15 protein-coding genes are annotated in these 16,632 nt (G+C 70.5%); 1 reads left to right on the plus strand and 14 read right to left on the minus strand.

Features of this window, described 5'->3' with window-relative positions; translation table 11 throughout:
- Window positions 1-2 precede the first annotated feature (2 nt).
- The 9 genes from trxA to ACWCQ1_RS16260 form a co-directional block, all read right to left on the minus strand.
- Window positions 3-449 (minus strand): thioredoxin, encoded by a 447-nt coding sequence (trxA, locus tag ACWCQ1_RS16220; RefSeq protein WP_451026734.1) that lies wholly within the window; start codon window positions 447-449, stop codon window positions 3-5.
- On the minus strand, window positions 446-3,085 hold the full coding sequence (gene clpB / locus ACWCQ1_RS16225; RefSeq protein ID WP_451026735.1) for an ATP-dependent chaperone ClpB: 2,640 nt from the start codon (window positions 3,083-3,085) through the stop codon (window positions 446-448). Before clpB ends, trxA begins: the two co-directional genes overlap by 4 nt.
- Window positions 3,076-3,450 carry a chaperone modulator CbpM gene (locus tag ACWCQ1_RS16230; RefSeq protein WP_451026736.1) on the minus strand — a complete coding sequence of 125 codons (375 nt, stop codon included), beginning with the start codon at window positions 3,448-3,450 and terminating at the stop codon, window positions 3,076-3,078. The genes clpB and ACWCQ1_RS16230 overlap by 10 nt, the downstream gene beginning before the upstream one ends.
- Window positions 3,447-4,385 (minus strand): DnaJ C-terminal domain-containing protein, encoded by a 939-nt coding sequence (locus ACWCQ1_RS16235; RefSeq protein ID WP_451026737.1) that lies wholly within the window; start codon window positions 4,383-4,385, stop codon window positions 3,447-3,449. Before ACWCQ1_RS16235 ends, ACWCQ1_RS16230 begins: the two co-directional genes overlap by 4 nt.
- A gap of 6 nt (window positions 4,386-4,391) precedes the next feature.
- Entirely contained in the window at window positions 4,392-4,976 is a 585-nt protein-coding gene (locus tag ACWCQ1_RS16240; RefSeq protein WP_133046513.1) for a nucleotide exchange factor GrpE, read from the minus strand.
- A gap of 10 nt (window positions 4,977-4,986) precedes the next feature.
- Window positions 4,987-6,891: a molecular chaperone DnaK gene (dnaK, locus tag ACWCQ1_RS16245; protein ID WP_451026738.1), complete on the minus strand. Its 1,905-nt coding sequence runs from the start codon at window positions 6,889-6,891 to the stop codon at window positions 4,987-4,989.
- An 81-nt stretch (window positions 6,892-6,972) separates the two neighbouring features.
- Window positions 6,973-7,500 (minus strand): general stress protein, encoded by a 528-nt coding sequence (locus ACWCQ1_RS16250; RefSeq protein ID WP_451026739.1) that lies wholly within the window; start codon window positions 7,498-7,500, stop codon window positions 6,973-6,975.
- A 319-nt stretch (window positions 7,501-7,819) separates the two neighbouring features.
- Window positions 7,820-8,026, minus strand: coding sequence for a DJ-1/PfpI family protein (locus ACWCQ1_RS16255; protein WP_451026789.1), 207 nt, complete (start codon window positions 8,024-8,026; stop codon window positions 7,820-7,822).
- Window positions 8,027-8,151: 125 nt separating this feature from the next.
- Window positions 8,152-8,601 carry a DUF1931 family protein gene (locus ACWCQ1_RS16260; protein ID WP_451026740.1) on the minus strand — a complete coding sequence of 150 codons (450 nt, stop codon included), beginning with the start codon at window positions 8,599-8,601 and terminating at the stop codon, window positions 8,152-8,154.
- Between the two features lie 328 nt (window positions 8,602-8,929).
- Here ACWCQ1_RS16260 and ACWCQ1_RS16265 point away from each other — a divergent pair, with 328 nt between their 5' ends.
- Window positions 8,930-10,354, plus strand: coding sequence for an NAD-dependent succinate-semialdehyde dehydrogenase (locus ACWCQ1_RS16265; protein WP_451026741.1), 1,425 nt, complete (start codon window positions 8,930-8,932; stop codon window positions 10,352-10,354).
- 26 nt (window positions 10,355-10,380) lie between these two features.
- On the opposite strand, the gene ACWCQ1_RS16270 is transcribed toward ACWCQ1_RS16265, so the two are convergent.
- The 5 genes from ACWCQ1_RS16270 to uvrA form a co-directional block, all read right to left on the minus strand.
- Entirely contained in the window at window positions 10,381-12,162 is a 1,782-nt protein-coding gene (locus ACWCQ1_RS16270) for a PucR family transcriptional regulator (protein ID WP_451026742.1), read from the minus strand.
- 254 nt (window positions 12,163-12,416) lie between these two features.
- Window positions 12,417-12,581, minus strand: a complete 165-nt coding sequence (locus tag ACWCQ1_RS16275) for a hypothetical protein (protein ID WP_165954985.1) — start codon at window positions 12,579-12,581, stop codon at window positions 12,417-12,419.
- A gap of 19 nt (window positions 12,582-12,600) precedes the next feature.
- Window positions 12,601-12,798 carry a hypothetical protein gene (locus ACWCQ1_RS16280; protein ID WP_451026743.1) on the minus strand — a complete coding sequence of 66 codons (198 nt, stop codon included), beginning with the start codon at window positions 12,796-12,798 and terminating at the stop codon, window positions 12,601-12,603.
- Window positions 12,799-12,830: 32 nt separating this feature from the next.
- A complete protein-coding gene (locus ACWCQ1_RS16285) occupies window positions 12,831-13,493 on the minus strand; it encodes an SDR family oxidoreductase (protein WP_451026744.1) in 663 nt (220 codons plus the stop codon).
- A 175-nt stretch (window positions 13,494-13,668) separates the two neighbouring features.
- Complete coding sequence (gene uvrA, locus ACWCQ1_RS16290; protein WP_133046506.1) at window positions 13,669-16,137, minus strand: excinuclease ABC subunit UvrA; 2,469 nt, start codon at window positions 16,135-16,137, stop codon at window positions 13,669-13,671.
- Window positions 16,138-16,632: the final 495 nt, after the last annotated feature.

Raw genomic sequence — 16,632 nt, forward strand, 5'->3', positions numbered from 1 at the left:
GATCATCCTTTCCGGGCGGTGATCGACTGTTCCACCCACTGGCGCAGAGCGGGGGCGGGCGCCGCCCCCGCCTGCCGGGCGACCGTCTCGCCCCGGTCGAGGATCAGCAGTGTCGGTACGGCCTGGACCTCGAAACGCTGCGACAGTTGTGGGTTCTTGTCGACGTCGACCTTGACGAGTTTGATGCGGCCGGCGAGATCGGTGGCGACCTTCTCCAGTGCGGGGCTGACCATGCGGCAGGGGCCGCACCAGGTGGCCCACAGGTCGACCACGACGGGGATGTCGGCCCGCTCGGCGACCTGGGTGAAGTCGTCGTCGCCCGCGTCCACCATCCACGGCAGGGGCTGCTTGCAGTGGCCGCACTTGGGGCGGCCCTCCGCGGCCACGGGCACCCGGTTGATGCGCCCGCAGTTCGGGCAACTGACGGTCCGCGCCTGCGTCGTGCTCATGCCGCCCGCGCTCCCTTCACGTCTTCGGGCTGGTCGTAGGTGACCACCAGCTCTCCGTGTTCGGCGTCGACGCGGACCGTCGCGCCGTCCTGGACGTCACCGCGCAGCAGGGCGCGCCCGACCATCGTCTCGACCTCATGGGAGATGTAGCGGCGCAGCGGCCGGGCCCCGTACACCGGGTCGTAGCACTGGTGGGCGATCAGCTCGCGGGCGGCTTCGGTGAGTTCGACGGTGATGCGGCGTTCGGCGAGCCGGCGGCGCAGTTCGTCGAACTGCAGCTCCACGATCCGCTCGATCTGCCGTTCACCGAGCGGCTTGAACAGCACGATGTCGTCGACGCGGTTGAGGAACTCCGGGCGGAAGTGCCCGCGCAGCTCGCCCGTCACCAGAGCGCGTGCGTCCGGTTTGATCTCGCCCTCGGCGGTGACGCCGTCGAGGAGGTGCTCGGAGCCGATGTTGGACGTCATGATGATCACGGTGTTGCGGAAGTCGACGGTGCGGCCCTGGGAGTCGGTGATGCGGCCGTCGTCTAGGACCTGCAGCAGGGTGTTGAAGACATCGGTGTGCGCCTTCTCGATCTCGTCGAACAGGACGACCGAGTACGGCTTGCGGCGTACGGCCTCGGTGAGCTGGCCGCCTTCCTCGTAGCCGACGTATCCGGGCGGTGCGCCCATGAGCCGGCTGACGGTGTGCCGCTCCTGGTACTCACTCATGTCGAGACGGACCATGTTCTCCTCGGAGTCGAACAGGGCCGCCGCGAGGGTCTTGGCCAGTTCGGTCTTCCCGACGCCGGTGGGGCCGAGGAAGATGAACGAGCCGATGGGACGTCGCGGGTCGCGGATGCCGGAGCGGGCGCGGATGATGGCGTCGGCGACGAGTTTGACGGCCTCGTCCTGGCCGATGACGCGCTCGCGCAGGATCTCGTCGAGACGCAGCAGCTTCTCGCGTTCACCCTCCTGGAGACGGGCGACGGGGATGCCGGTCCAGGCGGCGACGATCTCGGCGATCTCCTCCTCGGTGACGACCTCGCGCAGCAGCCGGTTCTGCCCTTGTTTGGCGGCCAGTTGCTCCTCCTCTGCCTTCAGCCGGCGCTCCAGGTCCTGGAGGCGGCCGTAGCGGAGTTCGGCGGCGCGGTTGAGGTCGTAGGCGCGTTCGGCCTCCTCCGCCTCGAGGCGGACCTGCTCCAGTTCCTGGCGCAGCTCCTGCACGCGGCGGATGGCCTGCCGTTCGGCCTCCCACTGGGCGTGTTTGGCGTCGGCCTCGCCGCGCAGGTCGGCCAGTTCCTTGCGCAGTTCCTCCAGGCGGGCCTTGCTGGCGGCGTCGGTTTCCTTGGACAGGGCCGCCTCCTCGATCTCCAGGCGGGTCACCCGGCGGGTGATCTCGTCGAGTTCGGCGGGCATCGAGTCGATCTCGGTGCGCAGCCGGGCGCACGCCTCGTCGACGAGGTCGATGGCCTTGTCGGGCAGGAACCGGTCGGTGATGTAGCGGTGGCTGAGGGTGGCCGCGGAGACCAGTGCGGTGTCCTGGATCTTCACCCCGTGGAAGACCTCCAGGCGTTCGCGCAGTCCGCGCAGGATGGAGATGGTGTCCTCCACGCTCGGCTCGTCGACCAGGACCTGTTGGAAGCGGCGTTCGAGGGCGGCGTCCTTCTCGATGTGCTTGCGGTACTCGTCGAGGGTGGTGGCGCCGATCATGTGGAGTTCGCCGCGGGCGAGCATCGGCTTGAGCATGTTGCCCGCGTCCATGGCCCCTTCGGCGGCGCCCGCGCCGACGACGGTGTGCAGTTCGTCGACGAAGAGCAGGATGCGCCCCTGGGCGGCCTTCACCTCGGCGAGGACGGCCTTGAGGCGCTCCTCGAACTCGCCGCGGTACTTGGCACCGGCGACCAGAGAGCCCATGTCGAGAGCGAACACCGTCTTGTCGCGCAGACCCTCGGGGACGTCACCGCGCACGATGCGCTGAGCCAGGCCCTCGACGATGGCGGTCTTGCCGACGCCGGGATCGCCGATGAGGACGGGGTTGTTCTTGGTCTTGCGGCTGAGGATCTGGGTGACGCGCCGGATCTCCGCGTCCCGGCCGATGACCGGGTCCAGCCGCCCGGACCGTGCCTCGAGGACGAGATCGCGGCCGTACTTCTCCAGAGCCTCATAGGCCACTTCGGGGTTGGCGGAGGTGACGCGCTGGTTGCCGCGGACCTGGGTGAGCACGCTCAGGAACGAATCCCGGGTCACGCCATGCGCTTTGAGCAGGCGTCCGGCGGCGGTCGCCGAGCCCTCCTCGGCCAGGGCGAGCAGGAGGTGCTCCACGGACACGTACTCGTCCTTGAGGCGTTTGGCCTCCCGCTCGGCGGCGTCGAGCAGGCGGGACAGGCGCTGGGTGACGAAGACCTGGCCGGGTGCGGCGCCGGGACCGGTGACCTTCGGGCGGCGGGAGAGCTCCTCGCGCACGGCCGTGCGCAGTTCCTTCGGCTCGGTGCCGGCCTGTTGCAGCAACCGCGGGATCAGACCGTCCTCCTGATCGAGAAGCGCGAGCAACAGGTGCTCCCCGTCGACCTCGGTCTGCCCCATGCCGACGGCCGCGCTCTGGGCCTCCTGGAGGGCTTCCTGGGACTTCTGGGTGAGACGGTTCATGTCCATGGGGGTGTTTCACTCCTCGTACCGGCGCGGCGCAGGGCGGCTTCGAGCAGGCTGATGCGGTCCAGCAGGTCGAGCACCAGGCCGATGGATGCGTAGTTGAGGCAGAGTCCGGTGCGCAGCCGCTGGACGCGGGCGAGGGCAGCCGGTGCCGTCAGTTCGAACACCAGCTCTCCGGAGGCGTCGCGCTCGGCCTCGACCAGGCCCAGAGCGACGAACCGGCGGACGAGGTCGGGATGGACGCCGGAGCGGCGGGCCACGGTCTGCAGGGAGAGCCTGGGCACCGGCACGATCGCGTACCGGACGCGTGCCGGCGCGGGAGCTGTCGGCCGAGACGCCTGGCGCGCCCCTCCTCGTGGGTCACTCATCGTGTCCTCCTGGGGTCGAACGAGGAGACGGCGGCGAGCTCCTCGAAGAGTGCGCGCTCCCGGTCGCTGAGCCTGGGCGGCACCATGATCCGGAGCTCGGCGTAGAGGTTGCCGTTCGTGCCGCGCGGATTCGGCATGCCCTCGCCGCGCAGCCGCAGCCGCCGCCCGCTGGACGAGCCCGCGGGCACGCTCACCTTCGCCGTCGCCCCGCTCGGCGTGGGCACCGGAACCGTCGCGCCCAGCGCGGCCTCCCACGGTGTGACCGGAAGCTCCACGTACACGTCCCGGCCGTCGAGGCGGAACTGGGGGTGCGGCTGGATGCGCACGCGCAGGTACAGGTCCCCCGCGGGGGCGTCACCGTTGCCCCGGCCGCCCTCGCCCACCAGCCGGATACGCTGCCCGTCGGTGACACCCGGCGGCACGTCGACCTCGTACCGCCGCGGCTGCCCCGTGGGACCGGCCAGCGTGACGGTGCGACGGCCTCCCCGGTAGGCCTCCTCGACGGTGAGCGGCAGTTCGGCCTCCTGGTCGGCTCCGGGGACACGCATCCGTCCGGCGCCCCCGAAGAGCGAGCCGAACAAGTCGTCGACGTCGACGCCCTCCGCGCCGAAACCGCTGGTTGCATACCGGACCCGGGGGCCGTCCCCGGTGGACCAGCGGAAGCCGCCGCCGGGTCCCGCGCCGGCACCGACCCGCTCCTCCCAGTCCTCGGGCACCTTCCGGAAGTCCTCGCCGAAGCGGTCGTAACGGGCCCGCTGGTCGGGGTCGGACAGGACACTGAAGGCCTCGTTGATCTCCTTGAACCGCTCCTCCGCCTCGGGGTCCTTGTTGACGTCCGGGTGGTACCTGCGGGCCAGCTTGCGAAACGCCCGCTGGATCTCGTCCTTGTCGGCGTCTCGCGGGACCCCGAGAACCTCGTAGAAGTCGCGTGCCATGGCCGCTCACTCCCGCTTGGAAACGGTCACGGCGGCCGGCCTCAGCTGCCGCTCGGCCTCGCCGTAGCCGGGGCGCAGCACCTGCGCCACGGTGTTCGGCTCGGCGTCGGGGTCCTGGACCACGCCGACGACCTCGTGCCGGGAGGGGTCGAACGGCACGCCGGTCTCGGCGTGACGCTCGTAACCAAGGCGTTCAAGGATGGACACGGCCTGGTCGCGCACGGCGCGCACCCCCTCGACGATCGCCCCGGGATCAGAACCCGCATGGCTCAGGGCCAGTTCGAGGTTGTCGATGACGGGAAGGAACGCCGCGGCCGTGCGGGCGCGTTCGACCGCGCGCTCCCGGTCCAGTTCCCTGGCGTGTCGCTTGCGCAGGTTGTCGAGGTCGGCGAGGGCACGCCGCCAGCGGTCCTCGACCTCTTTGAGCGCGGCCCCGTACGCGTCCTCGGCCCCGGCCGGACCGGTGGCGGCGTCGGGCCCCGGTTCGGCCTGCGTGGTCGGCCGCGCGGGCTCGGGCAGGTCGCCCCGCGGCGGTTGTGCGGCGCCTTCGGGCGGCAGGTCGGACGATCGGTCCTGGGGAGGGATCGGCATGGCGGGCACCTCAGCCCTTGTCGAACTCGGCATCGATCACGTCTTCGTCGGCGCCGGCACCGCCCTGCCCGGAGGCGTCCGGCCCGGTGGTGTCCGACGGACCACTCGCCGCCGCGGCTCCGGCCTGGTGGGCTGCGAGCCCGGCATAGACCTGCTGGAGTTCGGAGATCAGTGGCCTGACCTTGTCAACGCCGGCCTCGTTCTTGACCGCGTCACGGGCCTCGCCCACCAGCATCTCGGCACGGGCCTTCTCATGCGCGGGCGCGGCGTCGCCCAGTTCGTTCACGCGCTTTTCGACCTGGTAGGCGATCGCGTCGAGTTCGTTGCGGGCGTCGACGGCCTCGCGCAGTGCCTGGTCCTGGCCCCGGTTGCTCTCGGCCTCCTGGACCATGCGTTCGACCTCGCTCCGGTCCAGGTTGGAGCTCTCACTGATGGTGATGCCCTGTTCCTTGCCGGTGTCCTTGTCGCGCGCGCTGACGTTGAGGATGCCGTTGGCGTCGATGTCGAAGGTGACCTCGACCTGCGGTTCGCCCCGCGGCGCCGGCCGGATGTCGGTGAGCTGGAAGCGGCCGAGCACCCGGTTGTCGGCGGCCCGCTCGCGCTCGCCCTGCAGGACGACGATGTCGACGGCCGGCTGATTGTCCTCGGCGGTGGAGAAGGTCTCGCTGCGGCGCACCGGGATGGTGGTGTTCCGCTCGATGATCTTCGTCATCACTCCGCCGCGCGTCTCCACGCCCAGCGACAGAGGGGTGACGTCGAGCAGCAGGACGTCCTTGACCTCGCCCTTGAGCACCCCGGCCTGGATCGCGGCGCCCAGGGCCACGACCTCATCGGGGTTCACGCTCATGTTGGGGTCCTTGCCGCCGGTCAGCCGACGCACGAGGGCCTGGACGGCGGGGATGCGGGTGGAACCGCCGACGAGGATGACCTCGTCGATGTCGTTCTCGCCGACCTTGGCGTCGCCCATGGCCTGCTTTACCGGACCGAGGCAGCGCTCCACCAGGTCGCCGGTGATCTGCTCGAAAGTGGACCGCATGATCGAGTCGGTGAGGTGCTTGGGCCCGGAGGCGTCGGCGGTGATGAACGGCAGGCTGACCTGCGTCTGAGTGACGGAACTGAGTTCGGTCTTGGCCTTCTCCGCCGCCTCGAACAGGCGTTGCAGCGCCTGCGGGTCCTTGCGCAGGTCGATGCCGTTCTCCTTCTGGAAGTCGTCCGCGAGGTAGTCGACCAGACGCCGGTCGAAGTCGTCGCCGCCCAGATGGCTGTCACCCGCCGTGGAACGAACCTCGACCACGCCGTCGCCGACATCGAGGATGCTCACGTCGAAGGTGCCGCCGCCCAGGTCGAAGACGAGAACCGTCTCGTGCTGCTTCTTGTCCATGCCGTAGGCGAGGGCGGCCGCCGTCGGCTCGTTGATGATCCGCAGCACCTCCAGACCCGCGATCCGTCCGGCATCACGGGTCGCGGTGCGCTGGGCGTCGTTGAAGTAGGCGGGCACGGTGATGACCGCCTCCGTGACCCGTTCCCCCAGCTGCTTGGAGGCGTCGTCGGCGAGTTTGCGCAGCACCAGGGCGCTGATCTCCTCAGGCGCGTACAGCTTGTCACGCACCTTGAAGCGGGCCTCGCCGTTCTCTCCCGGGACGACGTCGTAGGCGACGGCCTTGGCCTCGTCGGGGATCTCGTCGAAGTGCCGGCCGATGAACCGCTTGGCCGAGTAGATGGTGCCCTTGGGGTTGAGGATCGCCTGGCGGCGGGCCAGCTGGCCCACCAGGCGCTCGCCGGTGTCGGTGAAGGCCACCACGGACGGTGTCGTCCGGTTGCCCTCGCTGTTGGGTACGACGGACGGCTCGCCGCCCTCCCACACGGCGATCACCGAGTTGGTGGTGCCCAGGTCGATGCCCACTGCCTTGGCCATGAGGAACTCCTTCCGCGGCGGTCGACGTCCGTCGGCGACCGTTCATCCTCCGGGCCCTGTCCGCCCGGCTTCGAGACTCGTTCAGCTGGGGGCGGGGTCGCTGCGCGGGCGCCGGCCCCTGGAGGAGGCGCTCTCCCTGGCCGCACCGGCCCTGCTGTCCAGCTCGGCGACAAGACGGGCGGCCTCATCGGCGACGTCCTCGTCCGCCACCACGTCGTACCGGCTGGGCTCCATCGAACGGACCGAGGCGAAGTCCCGGCGGCCGCCCTGGGCCGCGTGCAGGAACAGGGCGAGCAGCGCACCGACGACCGCTCCGAAGATCAGCCCGTACAGGGCGAGGAGCAGACCGGAGACGACCGGATTCACCCAGTTCAGCAGCCCGAAGATCCAGCCGACGAGTACGCCGGGCAGCGCTCCGGAGGCCGCACCGTGGAGGGCGGCCTCGCCGTACCCCATGCGACCGATCACCTGTTCGACCAGGCGCACGTCCTGACCGATGATGGCCACCTTCTGAACGGGAAATCCCTGGTCGGCGAGATGATCGACGGCGCGTTCGGCTTCCTGGTACGTCGCGTACGAGGCAATGGCACTGCGGGCCTGCTCGGCCATGATTTTCCTTTCGTCCGAGGACCGCCGAGCGGTCCCGACCATCCCCAGGGTGGTTGTTCGTCCGGTCACCCGCCTGCGCCCGGCGGGTCGAAAAGTGGCACCGGCGGTCGGTCTGCGAGGACAGGAGGCGGGACGGCGATTCGGACTCGGCTCGCGGCCGGGTACCTCATAGGACTCCTTCCTCCTCTCCGGGCTGTACGGCGCACCGCGGCGCTCCTGTCCCTGGGCATGGCGACGTTCGACTCAGCTGCGCGACGCCGGGCCCGGCGGCCGCGCGGAGCACGGGGGACGTGGGCACGCTCTCCACCCCCCGGGCCGGTCAGTGCGCCTGGGCGAACTGCTCCACGACTGCGGCGCAGAAGGCAGGCAGGTCGGCCGGGCCGCGGCTGGTGACCAACTGCCCGTCGACGACCACCTCCTGGTCGGCGACGACCGCCGCGCCGGCGTTTGTGCAGATCGGTGCGGATGCTGGGCCAGGAGTCAGGCGGCGGCCGCGCACCGCGTCGGCTTCCGCCAGGGGCCACAGGACACCCGTGACGGCCCGTCACGGCCGAAGATGCCCCGAGCGTGTGTGTGCGCGATCAGCCGGAGCTGCCGACGAGGACTTCGGTATGCCGGTTCAGATGGGTGACGTGCACCGGGGCGGGTCCGCTACAGGAGCCGGTCGAACACCGCGGTCGCGCCCTCCCAGTGGTTGGTCTGCGGGTTCTTGACGTCCGGGTACATGACTTTGAACGTCTCGGCGAGGGCGACGCTGAGACCGCCGATGATCTCGGGATAGCGCTCTTCGGTCTCCTGGGTGGGTGTCCTGTCGAGGGGAGGATGCGCAGCGAGCTGTTCCAGAATCGGCTTCAGGTCGACCTCCTCGTCGAGCCGCCGGAACCGGTGGATGCTCTCCTGGAGGCCCTTGGTGATCGGCAGGTCCCACGGTTCGACGGTGTCCCGGCCGTTGGCCTTGGCCGACGCCTGGCCGACGACCAGAAGGTCGTAGAGCTTGGCGTCGACGAAGTCGCCGTACCGCTTCAGGTCGTTCTTGTCCACATCGAGACCTGCGGCGGCGCGGAAGAACCTCTCGAACTTCGACACACCCATCACGGTCATGCCTCTCGCCTCCTCACCGGGAACCGGACGGCATCGTTGGCTCCCGCCGGCGCCTACATCGGCTGTTACCCGTCGAGATTCACAGAGCCCGCCTGCTGAGCGCCTCCGTACCCCAGGCCGAAAAAGAACGCCCCCTCCTACCCTGGCAGAGCAGCATCGAATGCCCGCGAGAGCGCGGACGTGGCCGAACTCGGGCGGCGGCTCTGCCGATTCGACGTGAACCACACAGGACCCGGGTGCCACAGCTTGCCGTGGCATGGGACGAGTCAGCACGTGTGAGCGGGTCCGGGCGTGGAAACCCGAGGTGCCCCGACTCCAGGGAGGCGTCATGGACGCCCATGTCACTGCCCAGGGAAGCCCCATCGCCACGGTCAACCCGTACACCGGTGAAAGGGTTCGTGAGTTCCCTCCGCTGAGCGAGGAGGACGTAGGGCGCGCGATCGACGCGGCGCACCGTAACTTTCCAAACTGGCGTGCCCGTTCGGCGGCCGACCGAGGGGCCCTCGTGCAGCGCGCCGCCCGGCTGATGAGGGAGCGCAAGGAGGAACTGGCGCACCTCCTGACCCTTGAGGTCGGCAAGCTGATCAACTCGAGCCGCGCAGAGGTCGACCTCGCGTGCGACATCCTCACCTACTACGGCGAGCACGGCCCCGAGCTGCTGGAAGAACGACCCCTGCCGGTGCCCGAGGGAACCGCCGTGCTGGTGAACGAGCCGCTCGGCGTCCTTCTCGGTGTGATGCCGTGGAACTTCCCGCTGTACCAGGTCGTCCGGTTCGCGGGTCCGAACCTCGTCCTCGGCAACACGATCCTGCTCAAGCACGCGAGCAGCTGCCCCCAGTCCGCACTGGCACTCGAGCAGCTGTTCACGGATGCGGGTGTGCCGGCCGGGGTCTATACCAATCTCTTCGTGCGGGGAAAGGACGTCGGGAAGATCATCGATGACTCCCGTGTGCAGGGGGCGTCACTGACCGGAAGCGAGCGGGCGGGCGTGAGCCTGGGCGAGATCGCCGGCCGCAACGTCAAGAAGTCCGTCCTCGAGCTGGGTGGCAGTGATCCCTTCGTCGTGCTGGACGGTCACAACCTCGAGCGCACCGTGTACGCCGCGTTCCTCGGCCGGATGGGCAACACCGGGCAGTGCTGCGTGGCGGCCAAGCGCTTCATCGCCCTTGCCGACGTCCACGACGCCTTCGTCACCGGGCTGCGTGACCGGATGAGCGAGGTGCGACCGGGAGATCCGGCCGACCCCGCCACCACGCTCGGCCCGCTGTCCTCCGAGGCCGCGGCCGAACTGCTGATCGAGCAGGTTCGGGACGCGGTGGACAAGGGAGCCACGGTGGTGCTGGGCGGCGGGCGGCCCGACCTGCCGGGCGCCTTCGTCGAGCCGACCCTTCTCACCGACGTCACACCGGACATGCGGGCCTACCGGGAAGAGCTCTTCGGCCCCGTCGCCACCGTCTACCGGGTCGCCGACGAGGACGAGGCCGTGGCACTGGCCAACTCCTCCCCCTATGGCCTGGGAGGCGCGGTCTTCGCCGCCGACCCGGAACGTGCTCGCGGAGTCGCGGACCGGCTGGAGGCGGGCATGGTATGGATCAACCACCCGACCGCGTCCCGACCTGAGCTGCCCTTCGGCGGCATCAAGCGCTCCGGCTACGGGCGCGAACTCGGCGACGTGGGCATCGTTGAATTCGCGAACCGCAAGCTCGTGCGCTACGTGGACGTCGACGCCCCGATCGAAGAAGTGCTGGGCTGACTGCGGATGAGGGTTCCGGCGAGGCGTCAGGATCCGCCCAGCACGATCTTCCACACTCGGGTCGCCACCTGGAGGTTCAGCCGGTCCTCGACGTTCGCGAGGTCGTTGCCGCTGATGTCGCGGATGCGCTGGAGTCGATAGCGCAGCGTGCTGCGGTGGATCGCGAGGGATTCTGCGGTCTCGTCGTAGTTGCCGCCGCAGTCGAAGTACCGGGACAGGGTCTCCACCATGGTCGCGTGGTGCCGGGAGTCGTAGTCGATGAGCTGCCCGAGCCACTCCTGGACGAACGTCTCCAGTTCCCGGTGACCGCTGCCGGGTCCCAGGATGCGATAGAGGCCGAGCTCGTCGAAGAACGACGTGCCGTAGCGCTCGCGGGAGTGGCGGCGCACTTCCAGGGCGCGCTGCGCCTCCTGGTAGCGGTGGGGGATGTCGTTCACGGAGTTGCAAGGGGCGCTCACCCCGATCGTCCCGGACCGTGTTCCGGTCTCCCGGGCGAGCGCCTCGTACAACGCGCGGGCGTGCGGCCTGTCGCCGGCGATGAGGACGACGTGGTCGGAGCGGCGGGTCAGCAGCGAGCGCATGCCCACCGCGGAGGCCGCACGACCCACGGTCTGCGCGAAGGAATCGTCCGCAGTCCGGTTCGACCACTGCACCACGACGATGTACTGGCTTCGGCGCAGGTCGTGTCCGACAGCCTCGGACCGGGCGTAGGCGCTCGTCTCATCCGTCCCTGCCAGGAGGTCGTCGGCCAGCTCACGGAGCAGCCTCAGCTCCACTTCGGCCAGATTGCGCAGGTGCACCAGCTCCAGGGCGAGCGACGTGGCGGCATGTCCGAGCGCGAACACGGTGTGCTCGTCGGTCTCGGCCCGGGTATCGACCAGCGCCAGCACGCCCAGGATCTCGCCGTGCCGACGGACGAGGGTGGTCAGCCGGTCCTTTATCCGCACCGGTCCGGCCTCTTTGCCGATGGCGCGCAGCATTTCTTCCTGGCGGACGGGGTCCGGTTCGGGATAGGGATCCGGGCAGCCGGGGCCGATCCAGAACCTCAGCCGACCGAAGCGGTCCTCGACCAGCGCGGGAAGCCCGGTGAGCCTGTGCAGTGCGCGGGTGACAGCTTCCTCGCCGCCACCCGAGGCGGCAACGTCGGCCATGAGGGCGTGAACGGCTCGCTCGTAGCCCAGCTCGGCCACCACGGAGATCAGCTGCCGCTGGAGGGCTGTGCGTTCCTCCCTCAGCCGGCGCAGATCCAGCGCGTCCTCGCGCCCGCGGCGCTGTGCGAAGGCGACCGACAGTGCAGCAGCGGTGTGCCGGACGAGCGTGGCGAGCAGAGATCGCTCGGCCTTGGTGGGCCGGGAGCGGGACGTCACCACGAGGTAGCCGTGGAGTCCCTCGGGTCCGCGCAGCCCCAGGGCCCGCCCCCAGGGCCTGCCGGGTACGGTCACGCTGCCGTCCCGCCCGGCCAGCTCCCGCACCCTCCGGCCCACGGACAAGGCATGCGTCTGCCCGTTCCTCGGGCTGGGGATTAGGTCGCCGCCCACCTTGAGGTATCCGGCCTCGGCGTTGTACGGCCCCGCCGCGGCCACGTGGTCCATGGCCAGGCGCAGGATCTGGCCTTCGTCCGGCGTGTCGAACAGGGCGTGGGAGAGCGCGACCAGTTCATGGAGGGCATGGTCGGCCGGGGTGCGGGCGGGCAGACGGAATCCTGTGCGCGCGGCGGCGGTGGTGTGCCGCCCGGCGCTGCCCCGCGAAAGGCTGCTCTTCCGGTCGGAGTAGCGGTTGTACAGGCTGTGCACCCGACTGCCGACCATGGGATCACTCCGTCCCCCGAAGCCTTCAGAGGCCGAGCGGCATGTCGCCGCGGGCCTCGGGCCACAGGGGTACCCCCTCCCGGGCGGCCTACCCGAGCTGTTTGGAACCGACGGGTCGTCCAGTGCGCTAAGCGCTCCGCTGGAAGCTCCGCGCTGTGCCGTCGGTCGTCCGCGGCGCCGTCGTGGCCGGTCGCGCAGTACCCCGCGCCCCTTCGGGGGCGCTACCGAACCGCTGCGGACTTCACCATGTCCGCCTAGGCGTCGTCGCCCCGCTCGCCCTCCGCCTGGGATGGCTCGCTCCGGGGGACGTCCGGGTGCTGTTCCGTTGCGGTACGCTCGCCCGTCTCGTCCCGCTCGCCCTCGGCCTGCGAAGGTGTGCGCGAGTACCAGGCGTCGTAATCAGGAGTTCCGGATTTCATGACGGGCCTCCTTCGTGGCTCACCTCCATCCTCCCAGCTTGTCCCGGACCTCCTCGAGGTGCCCCTTTTCCGACGTCGCCTCGACGTAACCGAAGGCGTAGCCGATCGACCTGTGCTCGAAGGGTGTACCGCTCGGCGCGGAGATGCCCCTCAGCTTGCGGAACACCGTGTCGTCCTCGCTGCGCAACGCCTTTGAAAACGCCCGGGTGTGCGTCATGACCCGCACCCGGGCGAGGGCGGAGTGCGGCGTCAGCCGCCGGCCACCGCGCGCGCCGCCTCCTCGACCGGGGTGGAGCCGCTGATCAGCTCGAGGATGCGCCCGGCGGTCCTGGGCTCATGGAGCAGGGCGGCGAGCACCGCAGCCACGTCGTCGCGCGGCACTTGGCCGCGGTCGGTGTGCTCGGCGAGCGTGACGCGGCCGCTGCCGGGGTCGTCGGTCAGCATCCCCGGGCGCAGAATCGTCCAGTCCAGTCCCGGACGGGAGGCGATGTCGGCGTCCGCCTCGCCCTTGGCCTTCAGGTAGGCGGCGAACACCGGGTCGGTGCCGGGCGGCGGCGGGCTGTCCACGCCCATCGCGGAGATCACCAGGAAGCGGCGCACCCCGGCGCGCTCGGCCGCGTCGGCGAGGAGGACGGCCGCGTTCCGGTCCACCGTCTGCTTGCGGGCCGCGCCGCTGCCCGGTCCGGCGCCCGCGGCGAACAGCGCCGCGTCGGCGCCGCCGAGGTGGCCGGCCACCTCGTCCACCGAGGCGTGCTCCAGATCGCACACCACCGGTTCCGCGCCGTCCGCGCGCAGGTCGTCGGCGTGGTCCGGGTTGCGGATCAGCCCTGTGACGTTGTCGCCGCGCGCCGAGAGCAGCCGGGTCAGCCGGCGCGCGATCTTTCCGTGTCCACCCGCGATCACCATGTGCATGGGATCATCCTTGCCACACGCGACCGCTCACGCCGGGCTGCGGGACAGCCGCGGCAGGTCGGGTCCCCCGGTTGCCGCAAAGTCGGCGTACTCGCGCACCGCGCCGACGCGCGAGACCACCCGGTCACCGGGTCGCGCCGCAGATGCCCGGGGATTCGCGATCGCGATTCTGTCGTCAGGACCGCGCGAGCCGGGCCGCGAGATAGGGCGCCGTGGCGCTGCGGCGGGCCCTCGCCACCTTGGTCGGCAGCCCGGCTGCGACCACCCGCCCGCCCGCGTCGCCGCCGCCCGGACCGAGGTCGATGACCCAGTCGGCGGTGGCGATCGTGTCCAGGTCGTGCTCGACGAGGACGACCGTGTTGCCGGCGTCGACGAGCCGGTGCAACTGGCGCAGCAGCAGCGCGATGTCCGCGGGGTGCAGCCCCGCGGTCGGCTCGTCGAGCAGGTACAGCGCGTGCCCGCGGCGGGCTCGCTGCAGTTCGGTCGCGAGTTTGATGCGTTGCGCCTCACCGCCGCTGAGTTCCGTCGCGGGCTGGCCCAGCCGCAGGTATCCCAGTCCCACCTCCCGCAACGTCTCCAGACTGCGGGAGGCGGCCGGGATGGCGGACAGGAACTTGGCGGCGGCGTCGACGGACAGCGCCAGTACTTCCGCGATGTTCTTGCCTTGGTAGGTGACTTCCAACGTCTCGGCGTTGTACCGGGCGCCGCCGCAGGTCGGGCACGGCGCGTAGGTGCCGGGCAGGAACAGCAGTTCCACCGCGACGAATCCTTCGCCCTGGCAGGTCTCGCACCGCCCTTCGGGCACGTTGAAGGAGAACCGCCCGGCCGAATAGCCGCGCGCCCTGGCCTCGTCCGTCCCGGTGTACAGCTTGCGCACCGCGTCGAACATCCCCGTGTACGTGGCCAGGTTGGACCGGGGAGTCCGGCCGATGGGCCGTTGGTCGACCCGGACCAGCCGGTCGAACGACTCGACCCCCGACGCGTCCTGGACGTCGACCTCCAACTGCGCCTCGTCCGGCTCCTCGGGCACGAGTCCGAGGTGGCCGCGGACGACCTCGGCGAGCACCTGCGTCACCAGCGTCGACTTTCCGGAACCGGACACGCCCGTCACCGCCGTCAGCACACAGAGCGGTACGTCGACGGACACGTCCTGCAGATTGTGGCGGGAGACGCCGCGCAGGTGCAGCCAGCCGTCCGGTGTGCGCGGGCGGTGATCGAGCCGCTGTGCGCGCCCGAACAGGTACCGGCTCGTGGCCGACTCCCCGACCCGCTCAAGACCGGCGACCGGACCGCTGTACAGCACGCGTCCGCCGCCCTCGCCCGCGCCGGGGCCGATGTCGACCACCCAGTCCGCCCGGCGCACGACGTCCATGTCGTGCTCCACGACGAACAGCGAGTTGCCCGCAGCCTTGAGGCGGTCCAGCACGTCCAGCAGTGGTTCCGCGTCAGCCGGGTGCAGGCCCGCGGAGGGTTCGTCGAGGACGTAGACGACGCCGAACAGTCCCGAGCGCAGCTGAGTGGCGATCCGCAGGCGCTGCGCCTCGCCGGGCGACAGGGTCGTCGAGCGGCGCCCGAGGCCGAGATATCCGAGGCCCAGGTCGAGCAGTACGTCGATCCGCGCGACCAGATCGCCGCAGATCCGGACCGCGACCTCGGTCGTCTCCCCGGATCGGGCGGTCGACGTGGTGGCGTCCGCCTCGGACCGCCCCGCGACGGGCCGCAGCAGCGCCACGACCTCGGTGAGCGGCATCGCGTTGATCTCGGCGATGGAACGTCCGGCGAAGGTCACGGCGAGCGCCTCGGGCCGCAGGCCGCTGCCGTGACACGCGGGGCAGGGCACACTCCTGACGAACCGGAGCGCCCGTTCGCGCATCTTCTCGCTCTTGGAATCGGCGAGGACGTGCATGACGTGCTTGCGGGCGCTCCAGAACCTGCCCTGGTAGCCGTAGTCGACGCGGTCCTCCTCCGGCTCGATGTACACGGAGGGCTGCTCGTCCGTGTACAGCAGCCAGTCCCGGTCCTTCTTCCTGAGCCTGCGCCACGGCCGGTCGATGTCGATGCCCAGGCCGTTCACGACACTGCGCAGGTTGGCGCCCTGCCAGGCGCCCGGCCAGGCGGCGATCGCCCCCTCGCGGATGCTCAGCGAGGGGTCCGGGACGAGCAGGTCCTCGGCGACGTCGTGCACGACGCCCAGTCCGTGGCACTCCGGGCAGGCGCCGGCCGCGGTGTTGGGTGAGAACGACTCGGCCTCCAGCCGTGCGGCACCGGGCGGATAGGTGCCGGCGCGGGAGTACAGCATGCGCAGCAGGTTGGACAGCGTGGTGAGGGTGCCGACCGTCGAGCGCGAGCTGGGCGACCCGCGTCGCTGCTGAAGGGCCACGGCCGGTGGCAGTCCGGTGATCTCCTGCACGTGCGGTGCGCCGACCTGCTGCAACAGCCTTCGGGCGTACGGCGCCACGGACTCGAAATAGCGGCGCTGGGCCTCGGCGTAGAGCGTGCCGAATGCGAGCGAGGACTTGCCCGAACCGGAGACGCCGGTGAAGGCGACCATCGCATCCCGCGGAACCTCGACATCGATGTTCCGCAGGTTGTTCTCACCGGCGCCCCGGACATGCACGAAGGGATCGGTCGCATCCTTGTCCATCGTCCCTGAGTACCCGATCGCGCCGGGAACCGCGCGACAGGCGCCGTCACCGACCCGCTCACACGTCAGGCGGCGTTGGCGTCACCTCGGTGCATCCCTCTCCCTTCCCAGATGTGCCCTCGGTTGGTGGGCGTGCGGGACCGGAGGTTCCGCTGATCGGTCGGTGCGTGGTTGTTTCGCCGCGGGGGCGAGGGGGACCCGCCCGGAACGCCGCCGAAGCGCCGGAGCTCCGCCTGGCGGGCCGGTGGCGAAACCACCGTCCACCTGATCGAGGTGGAGCGGTCCGCTGAGGCGGGCGGAGCCACGGACCCCGTCGCAGAACTTCCGAGGGTCAGGCTCTTTGCGCCCTCTCCCTCACCACCATGCCGCGACGTTCCCCCGTCCGCGGCGGCAGCACCCCGCGAAGCGACGGCGGCCGCCGGCCAGTCAGCGAGCCGCTTGGGAGGCCTCCTTGCCCGACGGCTGCCGCACCTCGACCAGGCCGACGCGACCCGG

It is taken from the genome of Streptomyces sp. NPDC002144 (assembly GCF_053593695.1).

Excerpts from the sequence above, each read along its gene's own strand:
- ACWCQ1_RS16230 (WP_451026736.1), bottom strand. The coding sequence starts at position 3,450 with ATGAGTGACCCACGAGGAGGGGCGCGCCAGGCGTCTCGGCCGACAGCT.
- ACWCQ1_RS16235 (WP_451026737.1), bottom strand. The coding sequence starts at position 4,385 with ATGGCACGCGACTTCTACGAGGTTCTCGGGGTCCCGCGAGACGCCGAC.
- ACWCQ1_RS16280 (WP_451026743.1), bottom strand. The coding sequence starts at position 12,798 with ATGACGCACACCCGGGCGTTTTCAAAGGCGTTGCGCAGCGAGGACGAC.
- ACWCQ1_RS16240 (WP_133046513.1), bottom strand. The coding sequence starts at position 4,976 with ATGCCGATCCCTCCCCAGGACCGATCGTCCGACCTGCCGCCCGAAGGC.
- dnaK (WP_451026738.1), bottom strand. The coding sequence starts at position 6,891 with ATGGCCAAGGCAGTGGGCATCGACCTGGGCACCACCAACTCGGTGATC.
- ACWCQ1_RS16285 (WP_451026744.1), bottom strand. The coding sequence starts at position 13,493 with ATGCACATGGTGATCGCGGGTGGACACGGAAAGATCGCGCGCCGGCTG.
- ACWCQ1_RS16260 (WP_451026740.1), bottom strand. The coding sequence starts at position 8,601 with ATGACCGTGATGGGTGTGTCGAAGTTCGAGAGGTTCTTCCGCGCCGCC.
- ACWCQ1_RS16270 (WP_451026742.1), bottom strand. The coding sequence starts at position 12,162 with ATGGTCGGCAGTCGGGTGCACAGCCTGTACAACCGCTACTCCGACCGG.
- trxA (WP_451026734.1), bottom strand. The coding sequence starts at position 449 with ATGAGCACGACGCAGGCGCGGACCGTCAGTTGCCCGAACTGCGGGCGC.
- ACWCQ1_RS16275 (WP_165954985.1), bottom strand. The coding sequence starts at position 12,581 with ATGAAATCCGGAACTCCTGATTACGACGCCTGGTACTCGCGCACACCT.
- uvrA (WP_133046506.1), bottom strand. The coding sequence starts at position 16,137 with ATGGACAAGGATGCGACCGATCCCTTCGTGCATGTCCGGGGCGCCGGT.
- ACWCQ1_RS16250 (WP_451026739.1), bottom strand. The coding sequence starts at position 7,500 with ATGGCCGAGCAGGCCCGCAGTGCCATTGCCTCGTACGCGACGTACCAG.
- ACWCQ1_RS16265 (WP_451026741.1), top strand. The coding sequence starts at position 8,930 with ATGGACGCCCATGTCACTGCCCAGGGAAGCCCCATCGCCACGGTCAAC.
- clpB (WP_451026735.1), bottom strand. The coding sequence starts at position 3,085 with ATGGACATGAACCGTCTCACCCAGAAGTCCCAGGAAGCCCTCCAGGAG.